This window comes from Micromonospora sp. WMMD956, from assembly GCF_029626125.1.
Lineage (GTDB): Bacteria > Actinomycetota > Actinomycetes > Mycobacteriales > Micromonosporaceae > Micromonospora > Micromonospora carbonacea.
Genome location: NZ_JARUBI010000005.1, coordinates 190,977 through 216,288 on the forward strand (window position 1 = coordinate 190,977; position 25,312 = coordinate 216,288).

21 protein-coding genes are annotated in these 25,312 nt (G+C 73.9%); 7 read left to right on the forward strand and 14 right to left on the reverse strand.

Going from position 1 to position 25,312, the window contains the following annotated elements:
• Window positions 1-42: 42 nt before the first annotated feature.
• On the reverse strand, window positions 43-762 hold the full coding sequence (locus O7628_RS01165) for an MBL fold metallo-hydrolase (protein WP_178065591.1): 720 nt from the start codon (window positions 760-762) through the stop codon (window positions 43-45).
• A gap of 256 nt (window positions 763-1,018) precedes the next feature.
• Here O7628_RS01165 and O7628_RS01170 point away from each other — a divergent pair, with 256 nt between their 5' ends.
• Entirely contained in the window at window positions 1,019-1,882 is an 864-nt protein-coding gene (locus tag O7628_RS01170) for a peptidylprolyl isomerase (protein ID WP_278127675.1), read from the forward strand.
• 70 nt (window positions 1,883-1,952) lie between these two features.
• Window positions 1,953-2,792 carry a peptidylprolyl isomerase gene (locus O7628_RS01175; RefSeq protein WP_278127677.1) on the forward strand — a complete coding sequence of 280 codons (840 nt, stop codon included), beginning with the start codon at window positions 1,953-1,955 and terminating at the stop codon, window positions 2,790-2,792.
• An 82-nt stretch (window positions 2,793-2,874) separates the two neighbouring features.
• On the opposite strand, the gene O7628_RS01180 is transcribed toward O7628_RS01175, so the two are convergent.
• The 8 genes from O7628_RS01180 to ruvC form a co-directional block, all read right to left on the reverse strand.
• Window positions 2,875-5,346 (reverse strand): bifunctional (p)ppGpp synthetase/guanosine-3',5'-bis(diphosphate) 3'-pyrophosphohydrolase, encoded by a 2,472-nt coding sequence (locus O7628_RS01180; protein ID WP_278136172.1) that lies wholly within the window; start codon window positions 5,344-5,346, stop codon window positions 2,875-2,877.
• Window positions 5,347-5,659: 313 nt separating this feature from the next.
• Entirely contained in the window at window positions 5,660-6,226 is a 567-nt protein-coding gene (locus tag O7628_RS01185) for an adenine phosphoribosyltransferase (protein ID WP_178065594.1), read from the reverse strand.
• A gap of 103 nt (window positions 6,227-6,329) precedes the next feature.
• The gene (secF, locus tag O7628_RS01190; protein ID WP_278127680.1) at window positions 6,330-7,517 is read right to left on the reverse strand and encodes a protein translocase subunit SecF; all 1,188 of its coding nucleotides are present in this window, start codon (window positions 7,515-7,517) and stop codon (window positions 6,330-6,332) included.
• Between the two features lies 1 nt (window position 7,518).
• Window positions 7,519-9,405: a protein translocase subunit SecD gene (gene secD, locus O7628_RS01195; RefSeq protein WP_278136173.1), complete on the reverse strand. Its 1,887-nt coding sequence runs from the start codon at window positions 9,403-9,405 to the stop codon at window positions 7,519-7,521.
• Between the two features lie 248 nt (window positions 9,406-9,653).
• The gene (gene yajC / locus O7628_RS01200; protein ID WP_074478714.1) at window positions 9,654-9,998 is read right to left on the reverse strand and encodes a preprotein translocase subunit YajC; all 345 of its coding nucleotides are present in this window, start codon (window positions 9,996-9,998) and stop codon (window positions 9,654-9,656) included.
• A gap of 139 nt (window positions 9,999-10,137) precedes the next feature.
• Complete coding sequence (gene ruvB, locus O7628_RS01205; protein ID WP_043967887.1) at window positions 10,138-11,208, reverse strand: Holliday junction branch migration DNA helicase RuvB; 1,071 nt, start codon at window positions 11,206-11,208, stop codon at window positions 10,138-10,140.
• Entirely contained in the window at window positions 11,205-11,807 is a 603-nt protein-coding gene (ruvA, locus tag O7628_RS01210) for a Holliday junction branch migration protein RuvA (RefSeq protein ID WP_043967885.1), read from the reverse strand. Before ruvA ends, ruvB begins: the two co-directional genes overlap by 4 nt.
• The gene (gene ruvC / locus O7628_RS01215; RefSeq protein WP_091283461.1) at window positions 11,804-12,331 is read right to left on the reverse strand and encodes a crossover junction endodeoxyribonuclease RuvC; all 528 of its coding nucleotides are present in this window, start codon (window positions 12,329-12,331) and stop codon (window positions 11,804-11,806) included. Before ruvC ends, ruvA begins: the two co-directional genes overlap by 4 nt.
• A 227-nt stretch (window positions 12,332-12,558) precedes the next feature.
• On the opposite strand from ruvC, the gene O7628_RS01220 reads away from it, so the two are divergent.
• Entirely contained in the window at window positions 12,559-13,341 is a 783-nt protein-coding gene (locus O7628_RS01220) for a 3-hydroxybutyrate dehydrogenase (protein WP_278127685.1), read from the forward strand.
• 14 nt (window positions 13,342-13,355) lie between these two features.
• On the forward strand, window positions 13,356-15,275 hold the full coding sequence (locus tag O7628_RS01225) for a helix-turn-helix domain-containing protein (protein ID WP_278127686.1): 1,920 nt from the start codon (window positions 13,356-13,358) through the stop codon (window positions 15,273-15,275).
• A gap of 165 nt (window positions 15,276-15,440) precedes the next feature.
• Here the strand turns inward: O7628_RS01225 and O7628_RS01230 are convergent, their stop codons facing one another.
• Window positions 15,441-16,049, reverse strand: coding sequence for a TetR/AcrR family transcriptional regulator (locus O7628_RS01230; protein ID WP_278127688.1), 609 nt, complete (start codon window positions 16,047-16,049; stop codon window positions 15,441-15,443).
• 11 nt (window positions 16,050-16,060) lie between these two features.
• The gene (locus O7628_RS01235; RefSeq protein WP_278127690.1) at window positions 16,061-17,629 is read right to left on the reverse strand and encodes an MFS transporter; all 1,569 of its coding nucleotides are present in this window, start codon (window positions 17,627-17,629) and stop codon (window positions 16,061-16,063) included.
• A gap of 1,001 nt (window positions 17,630-18,630) precedes the next feature.
• Between O7628_RS01235 and O7628_RS01240 the strand changes: the two genes are divergently transcribed.
• Window positions 18,631-19,254: a hypothetical protein gene (locus tag O7628_RS01240; protein ID WP_278127691.1), complete on the forward strand. Its 624-nt coding sequence runs from the start codon at window positions 18,631-18,633 to the stop codon at window positions 19,252-19,254.
• Window positions 19,255-19,369: 115 nt separating this feature from the next.
• Here the strand turns inward: O7628_RS01240 and O7628_RS01245 are convergent, their stop codons facing one another.
• From O7628_RS01245 to O7628_RS01255, 3 genes are all read right to left on the reverse strand, one after another.
• Window positions 19,370-20,002, reverse strand: coding sequence for a transcriptional regulator (locus O7628_RS01245; protein WP_278127693.1), 633 nt, complete (start codon window positions 20,000-20,002; stop codon window positions 19,370-19,372).
• A gap of 246 nt (window positions 20,003-20,248) precedes the next feature.
• Entirely contained in the window at window positions 20,249-21,286 is a 1,038-nt protein-coding gene (locus O7628_RS01250; RefSeq protein WP_278127694.1) for an aminotransferase class V-fold PLP-dependent enzyme, read from the reverse strand.
• 149 nt (window positions 21,287-21,435) lie between these two features.
• Window positions 21,436-22,824 carry a cation:dicarboxylase symporter family transporter gene (locus O7628_RS01255; RefSeq protein ID WP_278127695.1) on the reverse strand — a complete coding sequence of 463 codons (1,389 nt, stop codon included), beginning with the start codon at window positions 22,822-22,824 and terminating at the stop codon, window positions 21,436-21,438.
• A gap of 147 nt (window positions 22,825-22,971) precedes the next feature.
• On the opposite strand from O7628_RS01255, the gene O7628_RS01260 reads away from it, so the two are divergent.
• Together O7628_RS01260 and O7628_RS01265 are read left to right on the forward strand one after the other, a co-directional pair.
• Window positions 22,972-24,618 (forward strand): sensor histidine kinase, encoded by a 1,647-nt coding sequence (locus O7628_RS01260; RefSeq protein ID WP_278127696.1) that lies wholly within the window; start codon window positions 22,972-22,974, stop codon window positions 24,616-24,618.
• Window positions 24,615-25,298, forward strand: coding sequence for a response regulator (locus O7628_RS01265; protein ID WP_278127697.1), 684 nt, complete (start codon window positions 24,615-24,617; stop codon window positions 25,296-25,298). The genes O7628_RS01260 and O7628_RS01265 overlap by 4 nt, the downstream gene beginning before the upstream one ends.
• The last annotated feature ends 14 nt before the right edge of the window (window positions 25,299-25,312 follow it).

Consider the following 25,312-nt stretch of genomic DNA (forward strand, 5'->3'; position numbering starts at 1 on the left):
TTCAGCACCCGCGCGGCGGCGCGGGAAAGGTCGAGGCGCGGCCTAGAGGCCGCGGGTGGGTGCGGCCGGGCGCGCGTCGCCCGAGGCCGCCACCTCGATGAGGTACGGGTTGCTCGCGCGCTCGCGGCCGATGGTGGTCGCGGGGCCGTGGCCGGGCAGCACCACCGTGTCGTCGGCCAGCGGCAGGATCTTGTCGCGCAGGCTGGCGAGCATCCGGGGCATGCTGCCGCCCCACAGGTCGGTGCGGCCGATCGAGCCGGCGAAGAGCACGTCGCCGGAGAGGCAGACCTGCTCGGCCTCCCACTGCGAGCCCGTGCCGGGCAGCCGGAACAGCACCGACCCGCCGGTATGGCCCGGGGCGTGGTCGACGGTGATCTCCAGCCCGGCGAGCGACAGGGTCGCGCCGTCGGTCAGCTCGGCGACGTCGTCGGGCTCGGAGTAGGGCAGCCGGCCGCCGAAGAGCCCCCGGAGGTCCATCGACAGCCCCTTGGCCGGGTCGGCCAGCAGCTCGCGGTCCTCCGGGTGGACGTACGCGGTCACGCCCCGCGCGCCGCAGACCGGCGCGACGGAGAACGTGTGGTCGAGGTGGCCGTGGGTGAGCAGCACGGCGGCGGGGTGCAGGCGATGCTCGGCGAGGACGGCGTCGAGCCGGTCGATCACCCCGATGCCCGGGTCGACCACCACGCACTGCTCCCCCGGCCCGGTCGCCACCACGTAGCAGTTGGTGCCGAAGGCGTCCGCGGGAAAGCTCGCCACGAGCACGGCGCTCCCCTTCCGTCGCTGTCTAGCCTGCACCGGAAGCCTAGCCGCAGCGGCGGGCGGACCGCGCCGGCCCACCCGCCCCCGTGGCCACAGCGGCCCAGTGAGCAACTCCGATAAAGCCAGCCCGGACCTCGTACACCACTTTCCCAGCCGCTACCCGTACACTCTGGCGGGCGTGTGGCGTGGCGCACGTGGCGCCCGACGGGGCGCGACGCCGACCGCCGGTGACCATCAGGGTAGAGGAAGGGGAGCACGGGTGGCTTCCAGCAGGGACCGGCAGCGCAAACTGGCGCGGGCCAAGCTCGACCGGCAGCTGGCGCGACGGGCCGCCCGGACCAGACGCCGGCGGCAGATCCAGGCCGGTGTCGGCGCCGCCGTGGTGCTCGTGCTGATCGTGGCCGGTTCGGCCTGGGCGCTGGGCGCCTTCGACGACGACCCGAAGCAGGACACGGCCGCCGAGGACGTCTGCCTCTGGACGCCGCAGGACGCCGCCGCGAACACCAACCTCAAGGACGTGGGCACCCCGGCCACCAAGGGCCTGCCGACCGCCGGCACCCGGGCGCTGACCGTCACCACCAACCAGGGCGCCCCGATCACCGCCGAGCTGGACCTCGCGTCGGCCCCGTGCGCCGGGGCGAGCATCGCCCACCTGGCCAGCAAGGGCTTCTACGACAACACGAAGTGCCACGAGATCACCTCCGAGGGCGCGCTGCGCTGCGGCGACCCGAGCGGCACCGGGCTGGGCGGCCCGGCCTACTCGTTCTACGACGAGAACGTCCCGGTGGCCCCCGAGGCCAGCCCGGCGCCCAACGAGCCCCCGGCGTACCCGAAGGGCACGGTGGCGATGATCGCCAACCCGCCGGGCGCGAACGGCAGCCAGTTCCTGATCTTCTTCAAGGACTTCGACCCGGACAAGCCGGCCTACCCGGTGATCGGGAAGGTCACCGGCGGCCTGGACGTGGTCACGAAGATCGGTGCCCTGCCGACCGTGGACAATGGGAGCGGAGCCAAGGCCAAGCCGAAGACCGACGTGGTGATCCAGAGCCTCACCGTCGGCGAGCCGTCGACCGCGCCGGCCCCGGCCCCCAGCGGCGCGTCGGCCAGCCCCAGCGCCGGCTGACCCGGCTCCCCCGCACCCCACAGCCTTTTGCGGCACCGGCCGCGCCCGAGACAGTCCAGGAGGATCGACCGTGACGTCCACCAGAGAGCGGCAGCGCGCGGCGGCGCGCGCCCGGCTCGAGCGGGAGATGGCCGAGCGTGCGGCCCGGGCCCGCAAGCGCCGGCAGACGCAGGCGATCGTCGGGGCCGGGGCGGCCCTGCTGCTCGTGGTCGCCGGCTCCGTCTGGCTCGCCGCCAGCATCGGCGGCGACGACGACAAGAAGCAGGACACCGCCGCCGCCCCCGGCTTCGTGCAGTGCACCTGGACCGAGGTTCCCAAGGAGCAGCGGACCAAGGAGATCAAGGACGTCGGGCTGCCGGCCGCCCAGCAACCGAACACCGGCACCCAGACGCTGACGTTCGACACCAACCTGGGCCCGATCACCGCCAAGGTCGACCGGTCCGTCGCGCCGTGCACCGCCGCCAGCTTCACCCACCTGGCGAGCAAGGGCTTCCTCGACAACACCAAGTGCCACCGTCTGGTCACCGAGGGCATCAAGGTGCTCCAGTGCGGCGACCCGAGCGCCACCGGCAAGGGCTGGCGGGACACCGACGGCACCGGCGGCCCGAGCTACCGGATGGCCGAGGAGAACCTGCCGACCGACAAGCGCCCGCCGTACCCGGAGGGCGTCATCGCGATGGCCAACTCGGGGCAGCCGGGCAGCACCGGCAGCCAGTTCTTCATCGTCTACGGCGACTCGCCGCTGGACGCGAACTACACGGTGCTCGGCACCGTCACCGGCGGGATGGACATCGTCAACCAGGTGGCGAAGGCCGGCGACGACGGCGCGTACGCCAAGCAGGCCGGCGGCGGCCACCCCAAGAAGGAGATCGTCATCGAGAAGATGACGATGAGCGAGGCGCAGGGCTGACCGCCCGCCCCGCCCCCGCACGACGAAGCGCCCGCCGGTCACCGCCGGCGGGCGCTGTCGTGGGTGGGGCCTTCCGGGCCGCTCAGGAGCCCGAGGTGACCCGGTAGGCGTCGAACACGCCGTCGACCTTGCGGACGGCGGCCAGCAGGTGCCCCAGGTGCTTCGGGTCGGCCATCTCGAAGCTGAACCGGCTCACGGCCACCCGGTCGCGGGTGGTGGTGACGGTCGCGGAGAGGATGTTGACCCGCTCGTCGGAGAGCACCCGGGTGACGTCCGCGAGGAGCTTGTGCCGGTCGAGGGCCTCCACCTGGATGGCCACCAGGAACGTGGAGGCGGAGGTGAGCTTCCAGCTCACCTCGACCACCCGCTCGGCCTGGGCCCGCAGGTCCTCGGCGTTGGCGCAGTCGTCGCGGTGCACGCTGACGCCGCCGGAGCGGGTGACGAACCCGAAGACCGAGTCGGGCGGCACCGGCGTGCAGCAGCGGGCCAGCTTGATCCAGACGTCGCTGACGCCCCGCACCACCACGCCCGGGTCGGCGCTGCTCTGCCGGCTGCGCGGGGGCCGGGTGGCCACGGCGGTCTCGGCGATGTCCTCCGCCGCGCCCTCCTCGCCCCCGTACGCGGCCATCAGCTTCTGCACCACCGACTGCGCGGAGACCTGGCTGTCGCCGACCGCCGCGTAGAGCGACGCCACGTCGGCCAGGTGCAGGTCCCGCGCGATCGCCATCAGCGCGTCGGAGGTGAGCATCCGCTGCAACGGCATGCCCTGCTTGCGCATCGCCTTGACGATCGAGTCCTTGCCGGCCTCGATCGCCTCCTCGCGCCGCTCCTTGTTGAAGTACTGCCGGATCTTCGTGCGGGCGCGGGGGCTCTTCACGAAGCCCAGCCAGTCCTGCGTCGGCCCCGCCGTGTCGGACTTCGACGTGAAGATCTCGATCACGTCGCCGTTGGACAGCGTCGACTCCAGGGGCACCAGCTTGCCGTTGACCCGCGCCCCGATGCACTTGTGCCCGACCTCGGTGTGCACCGCGTACGCGAAGTCCACCGGCGTCGACCCCGTCGGCAGGGGGATGACGTCACCCTTGGGGGTGAAGACGTACACCTCCTGGCTCGACAGGTCGAAGCGCAGCGCGTCGAGGAACTCGCTCGGATCCGCCGCCTCCCGCTGCCAGTCGAGCAACTGGCGCAGCCACGTCATCTCGTCGATGTGCGCGGGCGGGCCGACGATCTGGGTGCCCTTGTGCTCTTTGTACTTCCAGTGCGCGGCGATGCCGAACTCGGCGGTGCGGTGCATCGCGTACGTGCGGATCTGCATCTCCACCGGCTTGCCGGTGGGCCCGATGACCGTCGTGTGCAGCGACTGGTACATGTTGAACTTGGGCATCGCGATGTAGTCCTTGAACCGGCCCGGCACCGGCTGCCAGTTCGCGTGGATCACGCCCAGCGCGGCGTAGCAGTCGCGCACCGTGTCGACCAGGATCCGCACCCCGACCAGGTCGTAGATGTCGTTGAAGTCGCGGCCCCGCACGATCATCTTCTGGTAGATCGAGTAGAGGTGCTTCGGCCGGCCCGTCGTCTCCGCCTTGATCTTGGCGGCCTTCAGGTCGGTGCCCACCTTCTGCGTCACCTGACGCAGCAGCGACTCCCGCTGCGGCTGGTGCTCCCCGATCAGGCGCAGGATCTCCTCGTACCGCTTCGGGAACAGCGTGCCGAAGGCGAGGTCCTCCAGCTCCCACTTGATCGTGTTCATGCCCAGGCGGTGGGCCAGGGGCGCCAGGATCTCCAGCGTCTCCTTCGCCTTCTGCTCCCGCTTCGGCGCGGGCAGGAAGGACAGGGTGCGCATGTTGTGCAGCCGGTCGGCCAGCTTGATCACCAGGACCCGCGGGTCCTTCGCCATCGCCACGACCATCTTGCGGATCGTCTCCGCCTTCGCGGCGTCGCCGAGCTTGACCTTGTCGAGCTTGGTCACGCCGTCGACGAGCAGCGTCACCTCGGGACCGAAGTCGACCTTCATCTGGTCGAGCGTGTATTCGGTGTCCTCGATCGTGTCGTGCAGCAGCGCGGCGACCAGCGTCGTGGTGTCCATGCCCAGGTTGGCCAGGATGGTGGCCACCGCGAGGGGATGCGTGATGTACGGGTCGCCGGACTTGCGGTATTGGCCGGAGTGCCAGCGGTTGGCGGTGTCGAACGCGGTCTGGATCAACTTCGCGTCGGCCTTCGGGTGGTTCTCCCGGTGGCTGGAGATCAGCGGCTCCAGCACCTCGCTGACCTGCGAGGTCTGCCAGGGCGCGTTGAACCGGGCCAGCCTCGCCCGCACCCGCCGCCCGGTGGGCGCGTTGGAGAGGGCGAAGCCGCCGCTCGGCGAGGGATCACCGCTGAGCTGCGCCGGATCGTCGGCGGCGTCGGCCGGGAACAGCGACGCCCCGGCACCCGCCGCCGCGCCGTCGGCGGACCCGGGGCCCGCGCCGTCACCACCCGCCACGGCCAGGGCGTCAGCGCCCCGATCGGTCACCGAACCGTCAGCGTCGCCTGTCGGGTGCACCGTGCCCTCCACCGGAGGGACGACATCGTGGGACACCGGCCTCCTCACCGCTCGCCGGGGATGCGCCGACCGTCCGGCCGGCCTGGTCTTCGCACCGCCCGGACGGTCACCCGCCCGGTCAGCAATGGGCAATGCTACCCGCACGCACGGTGCCCCGCCGCTCCGCCGGACGGTCCCCACCGGGTCCGCCCGGCGGCCGGGGCCACCAATCGGGCACCGGGGCACGAACAGGCGCTCCGCGCGCCACGCGGACGGGCACGGGCACCGTTCCCGGCCCGACGCCCCGGGTCGTCGACGCCGGGACGGGGGACGAGGCCCCGGCGGCTCACACGCTCAGCAGGGCGTGCACGGGGCGCGGGGCCAGCCGCTCGCGCCCGCCGAGGAACCCCAGCTCCAGCAGCACCGTGAAGCCGGCCACCGTGCCGCCGGCCCGCTCCACCAGGTCGAGGGTGGCCTCGGCGGTGCCCCCGGTCGCGAGCACGTCGTCGACCACCAGCACCCGGTGCCCGGCGGTGAACGCGTCCTCGTGCACCTCCAGCGTCGCCTCGCCGTATTCCAGCGCGTAGGAGGCCGAGTAGGCGGGGCGGGGCAGCTTGCCGGCCTTGCGCACCGGCACCACGCCCACCCCCGCCGCGTACGCGATGGCCGCCGCGACGACGAAGCCCCGGGCCTCGATGCCCACCACGGCGTCGAACGCGTCCCGCCCGTGGTGGGCCACGATCCCGTCGACGACCTGCCGGAACACCTCGCCGTCGGCGAAGAGGGGCATCAGGTCCTTGAACATCACGCCCGGCTTCGGGAAGTCCGGCACGTCCAGCACGCGGCTGGCGACCAGCTCGGCGACCCGTGGGCCGCTGTCTCCCCGTACCCCGGCGCTGTGCGTCTCCGTCACGGCGGCCCGTCTCCCTTCATGGCCGACGGCGTCCCGCGCGCTGCTCGCACAGCCCGCAGGACGCCGTCGGAACGTGTTTCCTGTCTCCTACCGGTGTGGCCGATCAGCGCCGCTTGGCGCCGCCCGGCCGGTTGCCGCCGCCACCGGCGGGGCGGCCGCCCCGGGCGCCGGTCGACCGCTTGCCGGCGGGCCGGGCGCCCACCTTCGGGGCGGCCCCGGCCAGGGCCGCGTCGGCGTCGACGGGCTCGTCGGCGTCCGCGGCCGGACGCGCCGCGCCCTTCGGGGTGATCTCACCCTTGGCGAGGGCGGCCCGCCGGGCCAGGACCCGCTTGTTGTGCGCCTGGATGCGCGGCTCGTAGTTCTTCAGCAGCACCAGCAGCGGGGTGGCCAGCAGGATCGAGGTCAGGAAGGCGACCGCCATGCCGACGAACAGCACCAGGCCGAGGTCCTTCAGCGTGCCCGCGCCCAGCAGGCCGGCGCCGATGAAGAGCAGGCCACCGACGGGCAGCAGCGCGACCACCGAGGTGTTCAGCGACCGCATGAGGCTCTGGTTGATGGCCAGGTTGGCCGCCTCGCCGTACGTCTGGTTGTTGTTCGCCGTGATGCCCCGGGTGTTCTCCTGCACCTTGTCGAAGACCACCACCACGTCGTAGAGCGCGAAGCCCAGGATCGTGAGGAAGCCGATGATCGTCGACGGGGTGACCTCGAAGCCGACCAGCGAGTAGATGCCGGCGGTGAGGATCAGGTTCATGAACAGGGAGGAGACGGCCGCGGCCGCCATCCGCCACTCGAACCGCAGGACCAGGTAGACCGTCACCAGCAGGACGAAGATCACCAGACCGAGCAGCGCCCGGGAGGTGACCTGGCTGCCCCACGCCTCGCTGACCTGGTTGCCGCTGATCTGGTCGGCCTGGATGCCGAACACGCGGGCCATCTCGGCCTTGGCCTCGTTGGCCTGCTCGGCGTCGAGCTGCGTGGTGCGCATCTCGTAGAAGTCGCCGCCGGTGCCGCCGACCCTCTGCGCGGTGACCACCTCGGCGCCCGCCGCGGTGCGCGCCAGCACCGTGTCGACCGTCTTCTCGGCGTCGTCGAGGGTGCCGACGCTGGCCGGCACCTGGAACGAGTTGCCGCCGGCGAACTCGATGCCCAGGCTGAAGCCGCGCAGGGCGAAGCTGAGCACGGCGACGAGGATCAGCGCCCCGGCCACGCCGAACCACAGCTTGCGCCGGCCGATGACGTCGAGGCCGGCCTCGCCCGCGTAGAGGCGGCTCGCCAAACCAGTCTTAGCCATCTCAGGCCTCCTTGACGCGCGAGGTGCGGGTGGCCTGCTCGCTCCGCGCGGGCGGAAGGATCCGGCCGAGACCGCTGACCCGCGGGGACAGGAACGCCCGGGTCCGGGCGAACATCGTCATGATCGGGTGACGGAACAGGAAGACCACGACCAGGTCGAGCACCGTGGCCAGGCCGAGCGCGAAGGCGAAGCCCTTCACCGCGCCGACCGAGACGATGTAGAGCACCACGGCCGACATGATGGTGATCGCGTTGGCCGAGATGATCGTCCGCCGGGCCCGGATCCACGCCCGGGGCACCGCGCTGCGCGGGCTGCGGCCCTCCCGGATCTCGTCCTTGAGCCGCTCGAAGTAGATGACGAACGAGTCCGCCGCCACACCGAGTGAGACGATCATGCCGGCGATGCCGGCGAGCGTGAGGGTGAAGCCGATCTGCCGCCCCAGGAAGACCAGCGCGCCGAAGACCAGCAGACCCGACAGCACCAGGCTCAGGAAGATGACCGAGCCGAGCAGCCGGTAGTAGAAGAACGAGTAGATGATGACCAGCAGCATGCCGATGCCGGCGGCGAGCAGGCCCGCGCGCAGGTGGCTCGCGCCGAGGGTGGCGGTGACGTTCTGCTGCTCCTGCGCCTCGAAGGTCACCGGCAGCGCGCCGTAGCGCAGCTGACCGGCCAGGGCGTTGGCCGTCTTGTTGTCGAAGCTGCCGGTGATCTGCGAGTCACCGGTCAGCACGCCCTGGATCTCCGGCGAGGAGACGACCTTGTTGTCCAGCACCACGGCGACCCGGCACTTGCCGTCCTGGCCCAGCGCGGTCTGGTCGCAGGCCTGGCCCTCGTTGTTGAACGCCTCGCGGGTCAGGTTGGTCCACTTCTCCTGGCCCGCGCCCTTGAAGTCGAGGCTCACCACCCAGGAACTGGTCTGGTCGAGCACCGCGTTGGCGTCGCCGACGTCGGTGCCGAGCACCTTCGCCACGTCCAGCAGGTATTTCTGGACACCGTCCTCGCAGGCGACCGCCTTCTGCTTCTCGTCCTTGATCGACGCCGGGGGGCGCTGGTCGAGCTGCGCGCAGGTGATCGTCGGCACGTTGAACTGCATCTCCGCGGGCAGCACGGCGATCTCGCGCGGGCTGAGCGCGCCGAACGGCTTGAGCTTGTCGGCCAGCGACGGGTCGGCGGTCAGGTCGGCCGGGGCCTGGAGCCCGCTCGCCGCCTGCCAGGCAGCGGCGCCGACCTTCTGCTCGACGGCCTTGCGCTGCTCCTCGACACCCGCCGGCACCGGCTCGGCGCTGGCGCTCGACGACGGCGCGGCGCTCGCCGAGGGCGACCCGGTGGCGCTGGCGCTCGGGGCCGGTGCCCCGCCGCCCTGGCCGCCCGCGCTCGGCGACGCGGTGGCCTTCGCGCCGGACGGCGACGCGCTGCCCGACGGCTTGGCGCTGCCGGACGGGGCCGGCGACGCGCTGCCCGACGGGGCCGGCGTCGGGGTGGGCGCCGGGGCCGCCGCCGCGCCGCTGCCGTCGGCGGCCTTGAGCACCTTGCGGAAGCGCAGCTCGGCCGCGCTGCCGACGTCGGTGAGGTCGCGGTTCTCGCCGGGCAGGGAGATGACGATGTTCCGGTTGCCCTCGGTGACCACCTCGGCCTCGGCCACGCCGTAGGCGTTGACCCGGTTCTCGATGATCTGGCGGGCCTCTTCGAGGTTCTCCGCCGTCGGGGGCCGACCGTCGAGGCTGTTCGTCGCCTCCAGCGTCAACCGGGTGCCGCCGACCAGGTCCAGGCCGAGCCGGGGCTCCAGCCGGTCCTTGAAGCCACCACTGGCGCCGCCCGAGAAGAACACCAAGAGATAGAGGACGACGAAGATGAGCCCGAGCACGGCGAGCTGCCGTCCGGGCCGCATCTGTCCCTGAGGTGGTGGTGCCACGGCTGTCTGTCTCCCTGTTACGGTCGCACCGCCGTCTGCGGCGGCACGAGGGTCGGGCCGGGGGTCCCGGCGACGGGTGTCCGGGCCGGCGACCCGACGTCGACACGGCTGCCCACGGCCGTCGCGGGGGCGGCGGCCGGCAGCGCTCACGCGTCGGCGTCGGGCGTCGGGCCCAACTATCCAGTTTTATCGCTGTCTCCGCTGCCCCGTCCCCGGGACGACGGTCACTCCTTGACGGTCTCGGCGTCCTCGACGTCCTCGGTGGCCTCGGGCCGCTCGGCCTGGCTGACGACGCGGGCGATGGCCGGGCGGGCGTACCGGGTCTGCACGCCGGGGGCGACCTCGAGCAGGACGGTCTCGTCGTCCACGCCGGTGACCGTGCCGTAGAGCCCGCCGATGGTGACCACCTCGTCGCCGGGACCGAGGGTGGACTGCATCCGCTCCGCCTCGCGGCGGCGCTTCTGCTGGGGGCGGATCATCATGAAGTACATGACGCCGAAGAGCAGGGCGATCATGAGGATCGGCGTGAGACCGCCGGCTCCCCCGCCACCCGCTGCTGCGTAAAGCACGGTTACAGACCTTCCGATTGGCCTCCGGCTCGGCACGAGGGGCACCGGAGCGGAGGCGGATTCTCACGTCCTGTACAGACCGCGGCGAGTCTAGTCCCTGCACCTGGGAACGCCGAATGCGGCACAGATCACGAACGGATCACGGCTCATCGGGCGCGGCGGAGAACAGATCGGGCGCGGGAGGGGCACCGGTGCCAAATGTACCATTCGGTGGGGTACGGCCCAGATGACGCCAGGCCGCCTCGGTGGCCACCCGCCCCCGGGGCGTACGCGCCAGCAACCCGGCCCGCACCAGGAACGGCTCGCACACCTCCTCGACGGTGTCCGGCTGCTCCCCCACCGCCACGGCCAACGTCGACAGGCCCACCGGGCCGCCCCGGAACGAGTCGACCAGCGCGGTGACCACCGCCCGGTCCAGCCGGTCCAGCCCGAGCGCGTCGACGTCGTACACCGTCAGGGCCGCCCGGGCCGTCTCCACCGTCACCGTGCCGTCGGCCCGGACCTCGGCGAAGTCGCGCACCCGGCGCAGCAGCCGGTTGGCGATCCGGGGGGTGCCCCGGGACCGGCCGGCGATCTCGGCGGCCCCGTCGTCGGTGATCGGCACCCCGAGGATGCGCGCCGACCGGCGCAGCAGCACCTCCAGGTCGGCCGGCGAGTAGAAGTCGAGGTGCGCGACGAAGCCGAAGCGGTCCCGCATCGGCCCGGTCAGCAGGCCCGACCGGGTGGTCGCCCCGACCAGGGTGAACGGCTCGACGTCCAGCGGGATGGCGGTCGCCCCCGGCCCCTTGCCGACGATCACGTCGACCCGGAAGTCCTCCATCGCGCTGTAGAGCAGCTCCTCCGCCGGCTTGGCGATCCGGTGGATCTCGTCGATGAACAGCACGTCACCCTCGGTGAGGCTGGTCAGGATCGCCGCGAGGTCACCGGAGCGCTCGATGGCCGGGCCGCTGGTCACCCGGATGCCGGAGCCCAGCTCGGCCGCCACGATGTTGGCCAGGGTCGTCTTACCTAAGCCTGGGGGCCCTGACAGGAGGATGTGGTCGGGCGGGGAGCCGCGCCGCATCGCGCTGCGCAGCAGCAGGTCGAGCTGCTCGCGGACCCGGTGCTGGGCGATGAACTCCTCCAGCCGCTTCGGCCGGACGCTGGCCTCGGCGTCGCGCTCCGCGTCGTTGACGTACGCCGAGACGAGGTTGCCGTCGGGCCCCGTCATCGGGTGCGGCCGAGCAGGCGGATGGCCTGCTTGAGCAGGACCGGCACGGGCGGCGGCGGGCCGTCGACGGTCTCCGCGACCGCGGCGACCGCCTGGTCGGCCTGGCCCGCCGTCCAGCCGAGGCCCACCAGGGCCTGACGGACCTGCTCGGGCCAGGCGCCCCCGGTCACCCCGGCCGCCCCGTCGGCGCCCACCGGCACCGGGCCGATCCGGTCCCGCAGCTCCAGCACAAGGCGCTCGGCGCCCTTCTTGCCGATGCCCGGCACCCGGGTCAGCGCGGCGGTGTCGGCGTTGGCGATCGCCTTGCGCACCGCGTCGGGGGTGTGCACGGCCAGCACCGCCTGGGCCAGCCGGGGCCCCACCCCGCTCGCGGTCTGGAGCAGCTCGAACAGCTGCTTGGCGTCGTCGTCGGCGAAGCCGTAGAGGGTGAGCGAGTCCTCCCGGACCACCAGGCTGGTGGCCAGCCGGGCCGGCTGGCCGACCCGCAGGTCGGCGAGCGTGCCGGGCGCGCAGTGCACCGCCAGGCCCACCCCGCCGACCTCCACCACCGCGTGGTCCGGGCCGGTCGCGGTCACCGTCCCGCGCACACTGGCGATCATCGTGCTCCTCCTCGTCGTGCCCGGTCGGCCGCCTCGGCCAGCTTCGAGCGGGTGCCGCCGCGCCAGACGTGGCAGATGGCCAGGGCCAGGGCGTCGGCGGCGTCGGCCGGCTTCGGCGGCTCGGGCAGCCGCAGCAGCCGGGTCACCATGGTCGTCATCTGCGCCTTGTCGGCCTGGCCGGAGCCGGTGATGGCGGCCTTGACCTCGCTCGGGGTGTAGGTCTGCACGGGCAGCCCGGCGCGCGCGCCGGCCAGCACGGCGATCCCGCTGGCCTGGGCGGTGCCCATCACGGTGCGCACGTTGTGCTGGCTGAACACCCGCTCGACGGCGACGGCGTCCGGCCGGTGCTCGGCGACGAGGTCGGTGAGCGAGCGGTCCAGGTGCAGCAGGCGCAGCGGCAGGTCGTCGCCCGGGTCGGTGTAGACGACGTAGTAGGCGACCAGGGTGCAGGGCCGGCCCGGCACGCCCTCGACCACGCCGACCCCGCACCGGGTCAGCCCCGGGTCGACGCCGAGCACGCGCACGCCGCCTCCTCCCCACCACGTCGGCAGTACGTGTGTTCGACACCCTACTGGGCGGCCCCGACCGCCGGCTGCGGGGACACGCCGCCGAAGAGCAGGGGGCAGCCCGCCGACGGGCCGGGGGTCGGGCCGCCGACGGGCCGGGGGGCGCGGCGGCACACAGCCGGGGCGTCGAGTATGTGTCCCGCCCCCATGTGCCCCCGGCCACCCGGCTCGTAGCTTTGTGCGCCATGACGGCAGAACCCGTGGCGGGCCCCCACGTCGTACACGTCGACCTGGCCGGTCGGACCGCGCTGGTGACCGGCGGAGGCGGCGGCATCGGCCGGGCCTGCGCCCTGCGGCTCGCGGCGGCCGGGGCCCGCGTGCTGGTCCTCGACCGCGACGCCGACGCGGCCGAGGAGGTCGCGGCGCTGGCCGGCGGCCGGGCCGTGCGGGTCGACCTGGCCGACCCGGCGGCGGTGGACCGGCTCGACGCCGACGTGGACATCGTGGTCAACAACGCCGGGCTGCAACACGTCGCGCCGGTGCCGGACTTCCCGCCCGAGCGCTTCGCGTACATCCACCGGGTGATGGTGGAGGCCCCGTTCCGGATCGTGCGCCGGGCGCTGCCCCACATGTACGCCCGGGGTTGGGGGCGGATCGTCAACATCTCCTCCGTGCACGGGCTGCGGGCCTCGCCGTACAAGTCGGCGTACGTGTCGGCGAAGCACGCCCTGGAAGGGCTGTCGAAGGTGGTCGCGCTGGAGGGCGCGGCGCACGGGGTCACCGCCAACTGCATCAACCCGGCGTACGTGCGCACGGCGCTGGTGCAGGACCAGATCGCCGACCAGGCCGCCACCCACGGCATCGGCGAGGCCGAGGTGGTGGAGAAGATCATGCTGGCCCGGGCGGCGATCAAGCGGCTCATCGAGCCGGAGGAGGTCGCGGAGCTGCTGGCGTACCTGTGCGCGCCGCCGGCCGCGTTCATCACCGGCGCGTCCATCGCCCTCGACGGGGGCTGGACGGCGAACTAGTGGCCTCGCGCACAATGTCGGTCATGTCGTCGCCGGTGGAGTTCCTGGAACTGCTCGCCCGGGAGGCCGCCGCGGTGGAGTTCGAGGGCCCGCTGGTGGCGGCCCGCGCGGCCGGCGTGCCCCCCGACCGGCTCGCCGAGCTGGAACAGGCGAAGGTGGTCGCGCTGCGGGTCCGCGCGCTGCTGGAGCGCCGACGCCGCCGGGAGAGCGAGCTGTCCGGCCTGTACGACACCGCGAGCGACCTGGCCGGGCTGCGCGACCTCGACGCCGTGCTGCGGGCGATCGTGCACCGGGCCCGGCACCTGCTCGGCGCGGACGTGGCGTACATGACGCTCGACGACGACGAGCGCGGCGACACGTACATGCGGGTCACCGACGGGTCGATCTCGGCGCGGTTCCAGCGGCTGCGGCTGCCGATGGGCGCGGGCCTGGGCGGCTTGGTGGCCCAGTCCGGCACCCCGTACGTCACCGCGAACTACCCCGAGGACGACCGCTTCCACCACACCGGGGAGATCGACGCCGGGGTGGGCGAGGAGGGCCTGGTGGCGATCCTCGGCGTGCCGCTGCGGCTCGGCTCCACCTCGATCGGCGTGCTGTACGCGGCCAACCGCTCCGCCCGGCCGTTCGCCCGGGAGGAGGTGTCGCTGCTGGTGTCCCTCGCGGCGCACGCGGCGGTCGCGATCGACACGGCGCGGCTGCTGGCCGAGACCCGGGCCGCGCTGGCGGAGCTGTCGGCGGCCAACACCACCATCCGGGCGCACAGCAGCTCCGTCGAGCGGGCGGCGGCGGCGCACGACCGGATGACGGCGCTGGTGCTGCGCGGCGGCGGGGTCGAGGACGTGGCGTCCGCGGTCACCGACGTGCTCGGCGGGGCGCTGCTGGCGTTGGACGCCCACGGGCGGCGGCTGGCCCGGGTCGGCCGGATCGACGAGCCGGACCGGGCGGACCTGGTCGAGGCGGTCGCGGCGTCGCGGACCGAGGGGCGCAGCGTCCGCCGGGGCCCCGTCTGGTACGCCGCCGTGGTCGCCGGCACGGAGAACCTGGGCGCGCTGGTGCTGCGCCCCGACGGCGAGCTGGTCGACGCCGACCAGCGCATCCTGGAGCGGGCGGCGCTGGTGACCGCGCTGCTGCTGCTGTTCCGCCGCACCGTGGCCGAGGCCGAGGGGCGGGTGCGGGGCGAACTGCTCGACGACCTGATCGCCCGGCCGCTGGCCGACACCGACGCCCTGCGCACCCGGGCCCGCCGCCTCGGTGTCGACCTGGACGCCCCGCACGTGCTGGTGGCGGTCGGCGACGACGCGATCGCCGCGACGGGTTCCGCCCGGCAGCGGGTGCTCTCCTGGGCCACCACGTACGCCTCGACGCGCGGCGGCCTGGCCGCGGCGCGCGACGGCCGGGTGGTGCTGATGCTGCCCGGCCGGGACGCGGGCGGCGCGGCCCGCGCGGTGTCCCGGGACCTGTCCCGGGTGACCGGCCGGCCGGTGACCGCCGGGGCGAGCGGCCCGTCGACCGATCCCGCCTCGCTGGCGGCGATCTTCCAGGAGGCGGACCGCTGTCTGACGGCGCTCGGCGCGCTGGGCCGGACCGGGCAGGGGGCCAGCACCGCCGAGCTGGGCTTCGTCGGGTTGCTGCTGGGGACGGTCGGCGACCGGGGCGACGGGGACGTGGCCCGGTTCATCGCCGGCACGGTCGGGCCGGTGGTGGACTACGACGCCCGGCGGGGCACCGCGCTGGTGAAGACCCTGGAGGCGTACTTCGGGGTGGGTGGCAGCCTGGCCCGGGCGGCGGAGCTGCTGCACGTGCACGTCAACACGGTGACCCAGCGGCTGGAACGGGTCGGCCAGCTGCTCGGCCCCGACTGGCAGAAGCCCGGCCGGGCCCTGGAGGTGCAGCTCGCGCTGCGCCTGCACCGGCTCCGCGAGCCGATGCCCTGACCGGCCGGGGTGATCGGGCTGCCCTGACCGGCCGGGGCGCCGGGCTGCCCTGACCGGCCGGGGTGATCGGGCTGCCCTGACCGGCCGGGGTGATCGGGCCGGTCGGGTGCGGCCCTTCGCGGGCCGGCCGGGTGACTGGCTGCGCGGGCGGCCTGGGCGGGGGCGTCAGCGGGCCCGGATGCCGTCCAGGATGCCGTCGACGATCCGGTCCGGGAGCAGGACGTCGTCCAGCTCGGGGTGCCAGCGCAGCATCCGCTGCATCAGCATCGGCCCGGTGAGCAGCGCCATCGCCATCTCGATGTCGAGGTCGGCCCGCAGCTCGCCGAGGCGCACCCCCCGGCGGAGCACCTCGCGCATCAGCTGCCGCCGGGGCGCGATGATGTTCTGGTAGAGCCGGAAGTGGTCGGGGCTGCGGTTCACCTCCGGCACGAGGCAGGGCAAGATCTTCGCGGCGCGCGGGTCGATGTTCTGCCCGACCGCGCCGACCAGCAGCACCAGGTCGTCCCGCACGGAGTGGCCCGCCGGGTTCGGCAGCACGCCCTTGAGCCGACGCAGCGCGTCCAGCAGCAGCGCGTCCTTGCCCGGCCAGCGGCGGTAGATGGTGGCCTTGCCGACGCCGGCGCGGGCCGCGATCGCCTCGATGGAGAGCGCCTCGATCGTGCTGCCCTCGGCCAGCAGGTCGAGGGTGGCCTCCACGATCGCCTCGTCCGCGCGGCTGCTCCGCGGTCGCCCGGGCGACCGCGGAGCCTCGGCGGCGGAAGTCATGTCCGACATTGTTCCCGGACCTACGCGGTTCCGGCCAACTCGGGTTCGCTCGCCGCCGGCGCGCCGGCCGCCCGGTCGAGGGCGCGGCCGGGCATCCAGCGCAGCACGACCACGAAGCCGAGCACGGCGACCACCGCGGAGAGCGCCGCGGCCCAGTGCATCGCCGAGACGAAGGCGTCGTTGGCGGCCGTGACCAGGGTCGGCCCGCCCGGACCGAGCTGCCCGGCCGCCGCGTACGCGCCGGAGATCGACTCGCTCGCCGCCTCGTGGGCCCCCGCCGGCAGGCCGCGCAGGGCCGGGGCGACGTCGTCCCGGTAGACCGCGGACAGCACCGAGCCGAGCACGGCCACGCCGAGGGCGCCGGCGACCTGGCGCACGGTGTTGCTGACCGCGGACCCGACGCCGGCCTTCTCCCGGGGCAGCGCCGACATGATCGACTCGGTGGCGGGCGGCATGATGTTGGCCATGCCGATGCCCTGGAGGAGGAAGACCACCAGGACCACCCAGATCGGGGTGCCCGCGTCGATGAACGCGAACGCCGCGAGGGCCACGCTGGTCAGCGCCAGCCCGACGGCCGCGACGGCCCGACCCCCGTACCGGCGGACCATCGCCGCGCTGCGCGGGGCGAAGACGAGCTGGGCGGCGGCGAAGGGCAGGAAGAGCAGGCCGGTCTGCAACGGGGTGTAGCCGCGGACCAGTTGCAGATAGAACGAGCTGAAGAACATGACGCCCATCGCGGCGAAGAAGACCAGCCCGACCAGCGCCACCGGGGCGGCGAAGCGGGGCACCCGGAACAGCCGGACGTCCAGCGACGGGTGGTCGCTGCGCAGCTCCAGCAGCACGAACCAGGTCAGCACGGCCAAGCCGCCGAGGATCGACACCCAGACCAGGGGCCGGCCGAAGCCGTGCTCGCCGCCGTCGATGATGCCGTAGGTCAGGGCCACCAGGCCCACCACCGACAGCAGCACGCCGAGAACGTCGACGCGCCCCGGGTCGGGGTCGCGGGACTCGGGCACCAGCAGGGCGACCAGGACCACCCCGACAGCGACCACCGGCACGTTGATCAGGAAGACGGAGCCCCACCAGTAGTGCTCCAGCAGCGCGCCGCCGAGGATCGGGCCGATCGCCACGGCGAGGCCGACCGCGCCGGCCCACACGCCGATCGCCCGGCCGCGCTCCCGGGGGTCGAAGACGTTGGAGATGATCGACAGGGTCACCGGCATGATCGCCGCCCCGCCGACGCCCATCAGCGCGCGGGCGCCGATGAGCTGGGCCGGGCTCTGCGCGTACGCCGACAGCAGCGACGACAGCCCGAACAGCACCAGCCCGACCAGCAGGAAGCGCTTGCGCCCGGCGCGGTCGCCGAGCACGCCGAATGTGAAGAGCAGACCCGCGAAGACCAGGGTGTACGAGTTGATCGCCCACTCCAGCTCGCCCTGGCTCGCCCCGAGGCCGTGCACCGGGTCGGCGAGGGTACGCAGGGCGACGTTGAGGATGGTGTTGTCGAGGACGACGACGAGGAGGCTGATCACCAGCACCCCGAGGATCGCCCACCGCCTCGGATGTCCGGTGTTCTCGTGCGGTTGCATGGGCAGTTCCCCTCCCCGATGTCGCCCGCCCCGCAAATACGATACGGCGCAGACTCGTAACCCAGACGAGGCTAGGCCACACGGTTTCGATACGGAACCGGATCGTATCGTTTGTGCGCCACGTCACGCGCCGATCCGCCGCAATCCGACTCACCTCCTCGCTCGCCTCCAGATGGGGAGACCTGGCGGCAACCCGCACCGCCGAACCGCCACCTCCCACCACACCGGGCGACTGGCCCGACGGGACGACGCGGAGCGGGGCGGGCGTGAGGCGGGGCGGGACGGGACGACGCGAGGCGGGCGCGGCGCGGGCGAGGCGGGCGCGGGGCGGGGCGGGCGCGGGGCGGGGCGGGGCGAGATGGCCGGCTGACCCCAGGCCCGAAGTCGGGCCGGGGCGGAACGAAGCGGACCGGACTGATGCCACGTTGATCGACTTCATGTCGGGCAGATGGCGGTATCAACCGCGCGGGATGCCCCCACCTGCCCGACATCCCGTCGCCCCTCCACCCTAATGGGAGGATTGTCCGACCCTGGCCGGGGGTGAGTTCGGTATGGGGCGACGAGGCGGGCCGGACCGCCCGGGCGCGGGGTGACCGGCGGCACTCCCGGGCCGGAATCCCGCCAAGGCCGGGGGTGTTACACCCGACGGACGACCGAAGCACCACCCAGGCTCCCCCGATCCAGCAGACCCCCCGGCCCCGGCCTCCGCAGGCCGCCCGCGTGCCGGCTCAGCCGCCAGCCCCGCAATCGCCCCGGGCGGCCGGCCAGCCGCCTCGGCACCACACTCGCCAAGGCGAGGCAGCCGCCGGGAATGGGGACGGGCCACCGGTCGTTACAACCGGACCCGGCCCGGCACCACATGTGGCAGCCGGCCCGGTCCTGCCTCGTCTTTCCCCCCTTTGTTCGTTGTTCGGGCGCCTCGACGTGGTGCTCGCACACCCCCACACCACCCGCGTTCGGGGCGTGAGGGTGTGCCGACCCCCCGATTGGAGTCACCCCTGATGAACACGACCATCCTGCGCAAGAGCGTCCTGGGCATCGCTGGACTCGCCTTCGCCGGTGGCCTCGCCGCCGGCCCCCTGAACCACGCCACCACCGACACCGGCACCGGTGAGGCGCGCCCCGTCGCCGCCGTCCAGGCCGACAAGGCCGACAAGACCGACAAGACCGCTGGCGTGGACGCCGGGAAGCTCATCCCCCACGGCGTGCAGGGCACCCAGTCCCGCATCGACCTCGACCCGGAGCAGACCGCCAACGTCAAGGCCATCATCGCCGCCACCAAGAAGGCCGGCCTCGACGAGCGAGCCGCGGTCATCTCCATCGGCACCGCGTTGCAGGAGTCGAAGCTGCAGAACCTGGGCCACCTCGGCGACCGCAACGACCACGACTCCCTCGGCCTGTTCCAACAGCGCCCCTCCAGCGGCTGGGGCACCCCCGAACAGATCACCGACCCCGAGTACGCGACGACAGCATTCCTCAAGGGCCTGCGACAGGTCGACGGCTGGCACGACATGGCCCTGACCGACGCCGCCCAGACCGTCCAGGTCTCCGCCTACCCCGACGCCTACGCCCAGTGGGAACAGCAGGCCGCCGACCTCGTCACCCAACACTGGAACAACAGCTGACACCAGCACAACCAGCTACCGGCCGGGCCCCGAACACCAGGGACCCGGCCGGTGGCACCCCCAACCCAAAACAGCCGAGGAACGTTAAGAAGGGGCCCCTCCACTACAGAAAGCGTTAACAAGGGGCCCTTCCTTGCAAGCAGGCGGTGGTGGCTGCGGCCAGGGTCGTCAAGCGGGTCGACGGGGGCGGCAGCGGTTCGATCCAGCCCGGCCCGGCCGCGTGCACGCGTACCCCGGGGGTGTCGCGGCCGAAGCGGACCAGCCGGTACGCGCGGCCGGTGACCGGGGTCTGCGACCAGACCACGACGGTGTGCGGACGGGCCCGGCGCACGGCGGAGGCCAGCGCCGCCCAGGGCAGCGCGGGCCCGAGCAGCAGCGCGCCCCGTCCGCGTTCCCGCAGGGCGGCGGCGAGCGCGTGCAGGCCGAGGCAGTGGGTCTCGTGCTCGGCGCCGGCGAGCAGCACGCCTCCGGTGGGCAGTTGCCGGGCGGGCTCACGGCGGAACACGTCCAGGCCGATGCGCACGCCCTCGGAGAGGGCGTGCTCGGTGGCGACCTCGGCCGCCGTGTGGCCCCGCAGCGCGGCGAGCAGCGGGACGCAGACCTGTTGCCAGGACGCCAGCACCCCGTGGTCGGCGGCCAGGGCCAGCAGCAGGGCGGCGACCTCGTTGGCGTCGAGGTCCTCGGCGGCTGCGGAGAGGCGCTTGCGCGCGGTCTCGACGGCCTCGGCCGGCATCGAGTCGGTCAGCACGACGTACCCCCGGGTAGACGGTCACTACCAGGGGTTCGTCCGGACGGCGTGATTCGGATGCGGCGCGTGCGGGCGCAGCCGCCACGACCGGCGCCGGCTCACGGCCGGCGTCAGCCGGTAGTCGGGCCGGGCCGGCGCGTCAACAGATCAGCCGGCCCGCGGGCGAGCAGGGCGGCAGGGCAACCACGTCGGCCGGCCAGCGCGTCAGCCGGACAGCAGGGCAAACGCGTCAGCAGGGCAAACGCGTCAGCCGGCCAGCGCGTCGAGGGCCAGGTCGACGTCGGCCTCGGTGGTGTAGAGGTGGAACGACGCCCGGATCCGGCCGGCGCGCACCGCCGCCCGGACGCCCGCCCGTTCGAGCTTCTCCTGCGCGCCGGGCACCTCGACGGCGACGATCGCGCTGTCGCCGGGCGGGCGGCCCAGCCCGGCGAGGAACCGGTTGGCCAGCGCCACATCGTGCTCGCGCACGGCAGGCAGGCCGATCTCGGCGAGCAGTTCCAGGGCGGGGGCGGTGCCGATCCAACTGAACCACGCCGGGGACTGGTCGAACCGCCGGGCGTCGGCGGCGAGCCGCAGCGGCGGGCCGTAGAAGGCGGAGAACGGGTCCTCGGCCGCGTACCAGCCGGCGCCGTCGGGGCGCAGCCGCTCGCGCAGCGCCGGCGCCAGGTAGGCCAGGGCCGACCCGCGCGGCCCCATCAGCCACTTGTACGCCCCGACGGCGACGACGTCGGCCAGGCCGGCGTCGAACGGCAGCCAGCCGCACGCCTGGGTCGCGTCGACGGCCACCAGCGCGCCGTGGGCGCGGGCGGCGGCGACGATCCGGTGGTAGTCGGCGACGGCCCCGTCGGCGGACTGCACCAGGCTGAACGCGACCAGGTCGGTGTCGGTGTCGATCGCGTCGACGAGGCCGTCGAGCGGGACGGTGCGCACCCGCACCCCCCGCTCGGCCTGGGCCAGCCAGGGGAAGAGGTTGGAGGTGAACTCCACCTCGGGGGCCACGACGGTGGCGCCGGCCGGCAGGGCCGCCGCGACGGGGGCGAACAACGCGGACACCGTGCTGCCGACCGTCACGTCGGTGGGCGCCACGCCGACCAGGCCGGCGAAGGCCGCGCGGGAGCGCCGGGTGGCGTCGTCCCACCCCTCCCAGGAGGTACGTCCCGTCCGCCAGTCGGCCAGCGCCTCCTGCACCGCCGCCCAGGCCGGCTCGGGCGGCAGCCCGTAGCTGGCGGTGTTCAGCCAGCCGGGCTGCGGCTGCCACAGCTTGCGTGCCTGCTCCAACTCCATGCCGCCGACGGTAGTGCGGCCATAGTCATCTCCGTGAGCGCCAATTCACCGTTGGTGGCCGCCGCCCCCGGTCGCGGCAGGCGACGGGCGACGCGGGGGTGGCGGCGTTCGGAAGGCCCGGGGCGGGGCGGGCGCGGCGGCGGGGCCGGTCAGGTGGGTGTGCCGCTGAGCGCCGGGCGCTGCGGCCCGGCCGGCGGCTGCGGGTCGTCGCCGGGGGCGTCCTCGTCGAGCATGGTGGCCTCGTCGAAGGGGCGGCGGCCGGCGAGCACATCGCGGGCCTGCGCGCGGTCGAACTCGCCGGTCCAGGTGCCGACCAGGACGGTGGCCACGGCGTTGCCGGCGAAGTTGGTGAGCGCCCGCGCCTCGGACATGAACCGGTCGATGCCGACGATCAGTCCGACGCCGTCGAGCAGGTCGGGGCGGTGCGACTGGAGGCCGCCGGCGAGGGTGGCCAGGCCCGCGCCAGTGACGCCGGCCGCACCCTTCGAGGCGATGATCATGAACAGGAGCAGGCCGACCTGCTCGCCGATCGACATCGGCTTGCCCATCGCGTCGGCCACGAACAACGCCGCCATGGTCAGGTAGATGGCGGTGCCGTCGAGGTTGAACGAGTAGCCGGTGGGCACGGTGATCCCGACGACCGGCTTGCTGACGCCGACGTGCTCCATCTTCGCGATGAGCCGGGGCAGCGCCGACTCCGACGATGAGGTGGACAGGATCAGCAGGAACTCCCGGCCGAGGTAGCGCAGCAGGGCGAAGATCGAGATGCGGGCGACGAACCAGAGCAGCGCGCCGAGCACCACGACCACGAAGATCAGGCAGGTGGCGTAGAAGCCGAGCATGATCTGGGCGAGGCTGGTGAGCGCGTCCAGGCCGGTGGCGCCGACGACGGCCGCCATCGCGCCGAACGCGCCGATCGGAGCCACCCACATGATCATTGCCAGCACCTTGAAGACCAGCCGTTGCAGCAGCCCGACGGCGCGCAGGACGGGCTCGCCGCGGCCGCCCATGCCCTGCACGGCGAAGCCGACCAGGAGGGCCACCAGCAGCGTCTGGAGAACCTCGCCGCCGGTGAGCGCCGAGACCAGCGTGGTCGGGATGATCCCGAGCAGGAACTCGGCCGTACCCCCGCTCTCGCCGGCGGCCGCCGCCTGGCCGGCGTCGGCGGTCTGCGCGCCCAGGTCGAGGCCGGCGCCCGGCTGGATCACGTTGCCCACGGCGAGCCCGATGGCCAGCGCGACGGTCGACATCAGCAGGAAGTAGCCGAGCGCAAGGCCGCCGACCTTGCCGACCTTCGCGGCCTGCCGCACGGAGCCGACGCCGAGGACGATCGTGCAGAAGATCACCGGGCTGATCATCATCTTGATGAGCGCGACGAAGCCGGTGCCGAGCGGCTTGAGCGCCTTGCCGACCTCGGGCGCGACGAGCCCGACGACGATGCCGGCGAGCGCGGCGGCGATCACGGCCAGGTAGAGGTAGCGGGTGGGGTCCCGGCGGGCGGGGGTGGACTTCGCGGTGGCGGTGGGGGTGGTGTCCATGCCCACAATGTGAACCGCGCCTCACCGCAGGGCAGCCTTGTGGTCATTCTGTTCACTCCCGTGACCCACGGCCGACATCGGCGGCGAGCCCCGCGCGCCACACTTGCCCAGCAGCCGAGACGTGCCCGAACGCGGACAGGAGGTGTCGTGGCCCGACGGCAGTGGAGCATCGCGGGTCAGCTCTTCGCGCTCCAGGCCCTGGTGGTCGGCCTCCTGGTGCTGGTGGCCGCGGCCGGCGGGGTGTGGCTGGCCCGCAGCGACGCGCGCGACGCCGCCCGGGAGGAGGTGCTGGCCGTGGCGCACACCGTGGCCGGTTCCCCGGACGTGCGGGCGGCCCTCGCCGCCGCCGACCCGTCGGCGGCGTTGCAGCCGTACGCGGAGGCCACCCGGGTGGCGACCGGGACGGACTTCGTAGTGGTGATGGCCCCCGACCGGACCCGCTACTCCCACCCCCGCCCGGAGCGGATCGGCCAGCCGTTCGTGGGTGACATCGGTCCGGCGCTGGCCGGGCGGGCGTTCACCACCACCAACGTGGGCACCCTCGGCGAGTCGGTGCGGGCGGTGGTGCCGGTGCGCGCGGCCGACGGCCGCGTCGTCGGGCTGGTCTCCGTCGGCATCACCACCCGCGCGATCAACCGCCGCCTGCTGGCCCAGGCCCCCGTGCTGTTCGCCGCCGCGACCCCGGCGCTCGCCGTCGCGGCGGCCGGCTCGTGGCTGCTGAGCCGGCGGCTGCGCCGGCAGACGCACGGCCTGGGCCCCGCCCAGATGACCCGGATGTACGAGTACCACGACGCGGTCCTGCACTCGGTGCGGGAGGGGCTGGTGGTGGCGACGGTGGACCGCCGGGTGGCCCTGGTCAACGACGAGGCGCGGCGGCTGCTGGGGCTCGCCGACGACGCGGCGGTGGTGGACCGGCCGGCCGGGCAGGTCGACCTGCCGCCGGCCGTGGCGGAGCTGCTGGCGTCCGGGCGGGACGCGCACGACGAGGCGGTGGTGGCGGGCGACCGGGTGCTGGTGGTCAACCAGCGCACCGCGCTGTTCGAGGGGCGCCGCCTCGGCACGGTGCTGACCCTGCGGGACCAGACGGAGCTGCGCACGCTCACCAGCGAGCTGGACTCGGTGCGGGCGCTGACCGACGCGCTGCGGGCGCAGACCCACGAGTCGGCCAACCGGCTGCACACCGTGCTGACGCTGGTGGAGCTGGGCCGGGCCGACGAGGCGGTCCGGCTGGCCACCGAGGACCTGGCGGTGGCCCAACAGCTCACCGACCGGGTGGTCGGCGCGGTGACCGAGCCGGCCCTGGCCGCCCTGCTGCTGGGCAAGTCGGCGCAGGCCGGCGAGCGGGGCGTCGACCTGGTGGTGGAGCCGGACTGCCGGCTCGACGGGACCCCGCTGCCCGTGACGGACCTGATCACCGTCGTCGGGAACCTGGTCGACAACGCGCTGGAGGCGGTCGCCGGCAGCGCGCCGCCCCGGCGGGTGCGGGTCTTCGTCGGCGCCGACGACGGGGCCGTCGTGGTCCGGGTCGGCGACAGCGGGCCGGGGCTGACGCCGGACCGGGTGGCCGACGCGTTCCGGCGCGGCTGGACGACCAAGAGCACCGGGCGGGGCCTCGGCCTGGCCCTCGTCGGCCAGGTGGTGCGCCGCCACGGCGGTCGGGCCGACGTGGGCCGCTCCGCCGACGGCGGCACCCTGTTCACCGTACGGCTGCCGGTGCCGGTGCCGGGGCCGGGGCCGGGGCCGGGGCCGGGGCCGGGCGCGGGGTCGACGGCGGAGCGGGTGGGGCGGCCGTGAGGGACGTCCGGGTGCTCGTGGTGGAGGACGAGCCGCTGCTGGCCGAGGCGCACCGCGCGTACACCGAGCGGGTGCCGGGGTTCGTGGTGGTCGGGGTGGCGCACACCGGCCGGGAGGCGATGGCGGCGCTGCGGCGGCGCGCGGAGCACCCCGTGGACCTCGTCCTGCTCGACTTCCGGCTGCCCGACCTGCACGGGCTGGAGGTGTGCCGGGCGCTGCGGGCCGCCGGCAGCACGGTGGACGTGCTGGCCGTGACGTCGGCCCGGGACCTGGCGGTGGTCCGCACGGCCGTGTCGCTTGGCGTGACCCACTACCTGCTCAAGCCGTTCACGTTCGCGGCGTTCCGCGACAAGCTGCACCGCTACGCCGAGTACCGCCGTCAGGTGCTGGCCGAGGGGGAGGTGGCCGCCCAGCACGAGGTGGACCGGATGTTCGCCACCCTGCGGGGCCCGGCGGCCCACACGCTGCCGAAGGGGCTCGACGAGCAGACGCTGCGCGTGGTGCTCGGCTCGCTCGCCGACGACGCCGGCCGGTCCGCCTCCGAGGTGGCGGGGCTGGCCGGCATCTCCCGGGTCACCGCCCGGCGGTACCTGGAGTATCTGGTGGCCGCCGAGCGGGCGGTGCGCGCGCCCCGCTACGGCACCCCGGGCCGCCCCGAGGTGGAGTACCGCCCGGCCTGACCGGGGCCGGGCCG

Excerpts from the sequence above, each read along its gene's own strand:
- secF (WP_278127680.1), bottom strand. The coding sequence starts at position 7,517 with ATGGCTAAGACTGGTTTGGCGAGCCGCCTCTACGCGGGCGAGGCCGGC.
- secD (WP_278136173.1), bottom strand. The coding sequence starts at position 9,405 with ATGCGGCCCGGACGGCAGCTCGCCGTGCTCGGGCTCATCTTCGTCGTC.
- ruvB (WP_043967887.1), bottom strand. The coding sequence starts at position 11,208 with ATGACGGGGCCCGACGGCAACCTCGTCTCGGCGTACGTCAACGACGCG.
- ruvA (WP_043967885.1), bottom strand. The coding sequence starts at position 11,807 with ATGATCGCCAGTGTGCGCGGGACGGTGACCGCGACCGGCCCGGACCAC.
- O7628_RS01220 (WP_278127685.1), top strand. The coding sequence starts at position 12,559 with ATGACGGCAGAACCCGTGGCGGGCCCCCACGTCGTACACGTCGACCTG.
- O7628_RS01225 (WP_278127686.1), top strand. The coding sequence starts at position 13,356 with ATGTCGGTCATGTCGTCGCCGGTGGAGTTCCTGGAACTGCTCGCCCGG.
- O7628_RS01230 (WP_278127688.1), bottom strand. The coding sequence starts at position 16,049 with ATGTCGGACATGACTTCCGCCGCCGAGGCTCCGCGGTCGCCCGGGCGA.
- O7628_RS01235 (WP_278127690.1), bottom strand. The coding sequence starts at position 17,629 with ATGCAACCGCACGAGAACACCGGACATCCGAGGCGGTGGGCGATCCTC.
- O7628_RS01240 (WP_278127691.1), top strand. The coding sequence starts at position 18,631 with ATGAACACGACCATCCTGCGCAAGAGCGTCCTGGGCATCGCTGGACTC.
- O7628_RS01250 (WP_278127694.1), bottom strand. The coding sequence starts at position 21,286 with ATGGAGTTGGAGCAGGCACGCAAGCTGTGGCAGCCGCAGCCCGGCTGG.
- O7628_RS01255 (WP_278127695.1), bottom strand. The coding sequence starts at position 22,824 with ATGGACACCACCCCCACCGCCACCGCGAAGTCCACCCCCGCCCGCCGG.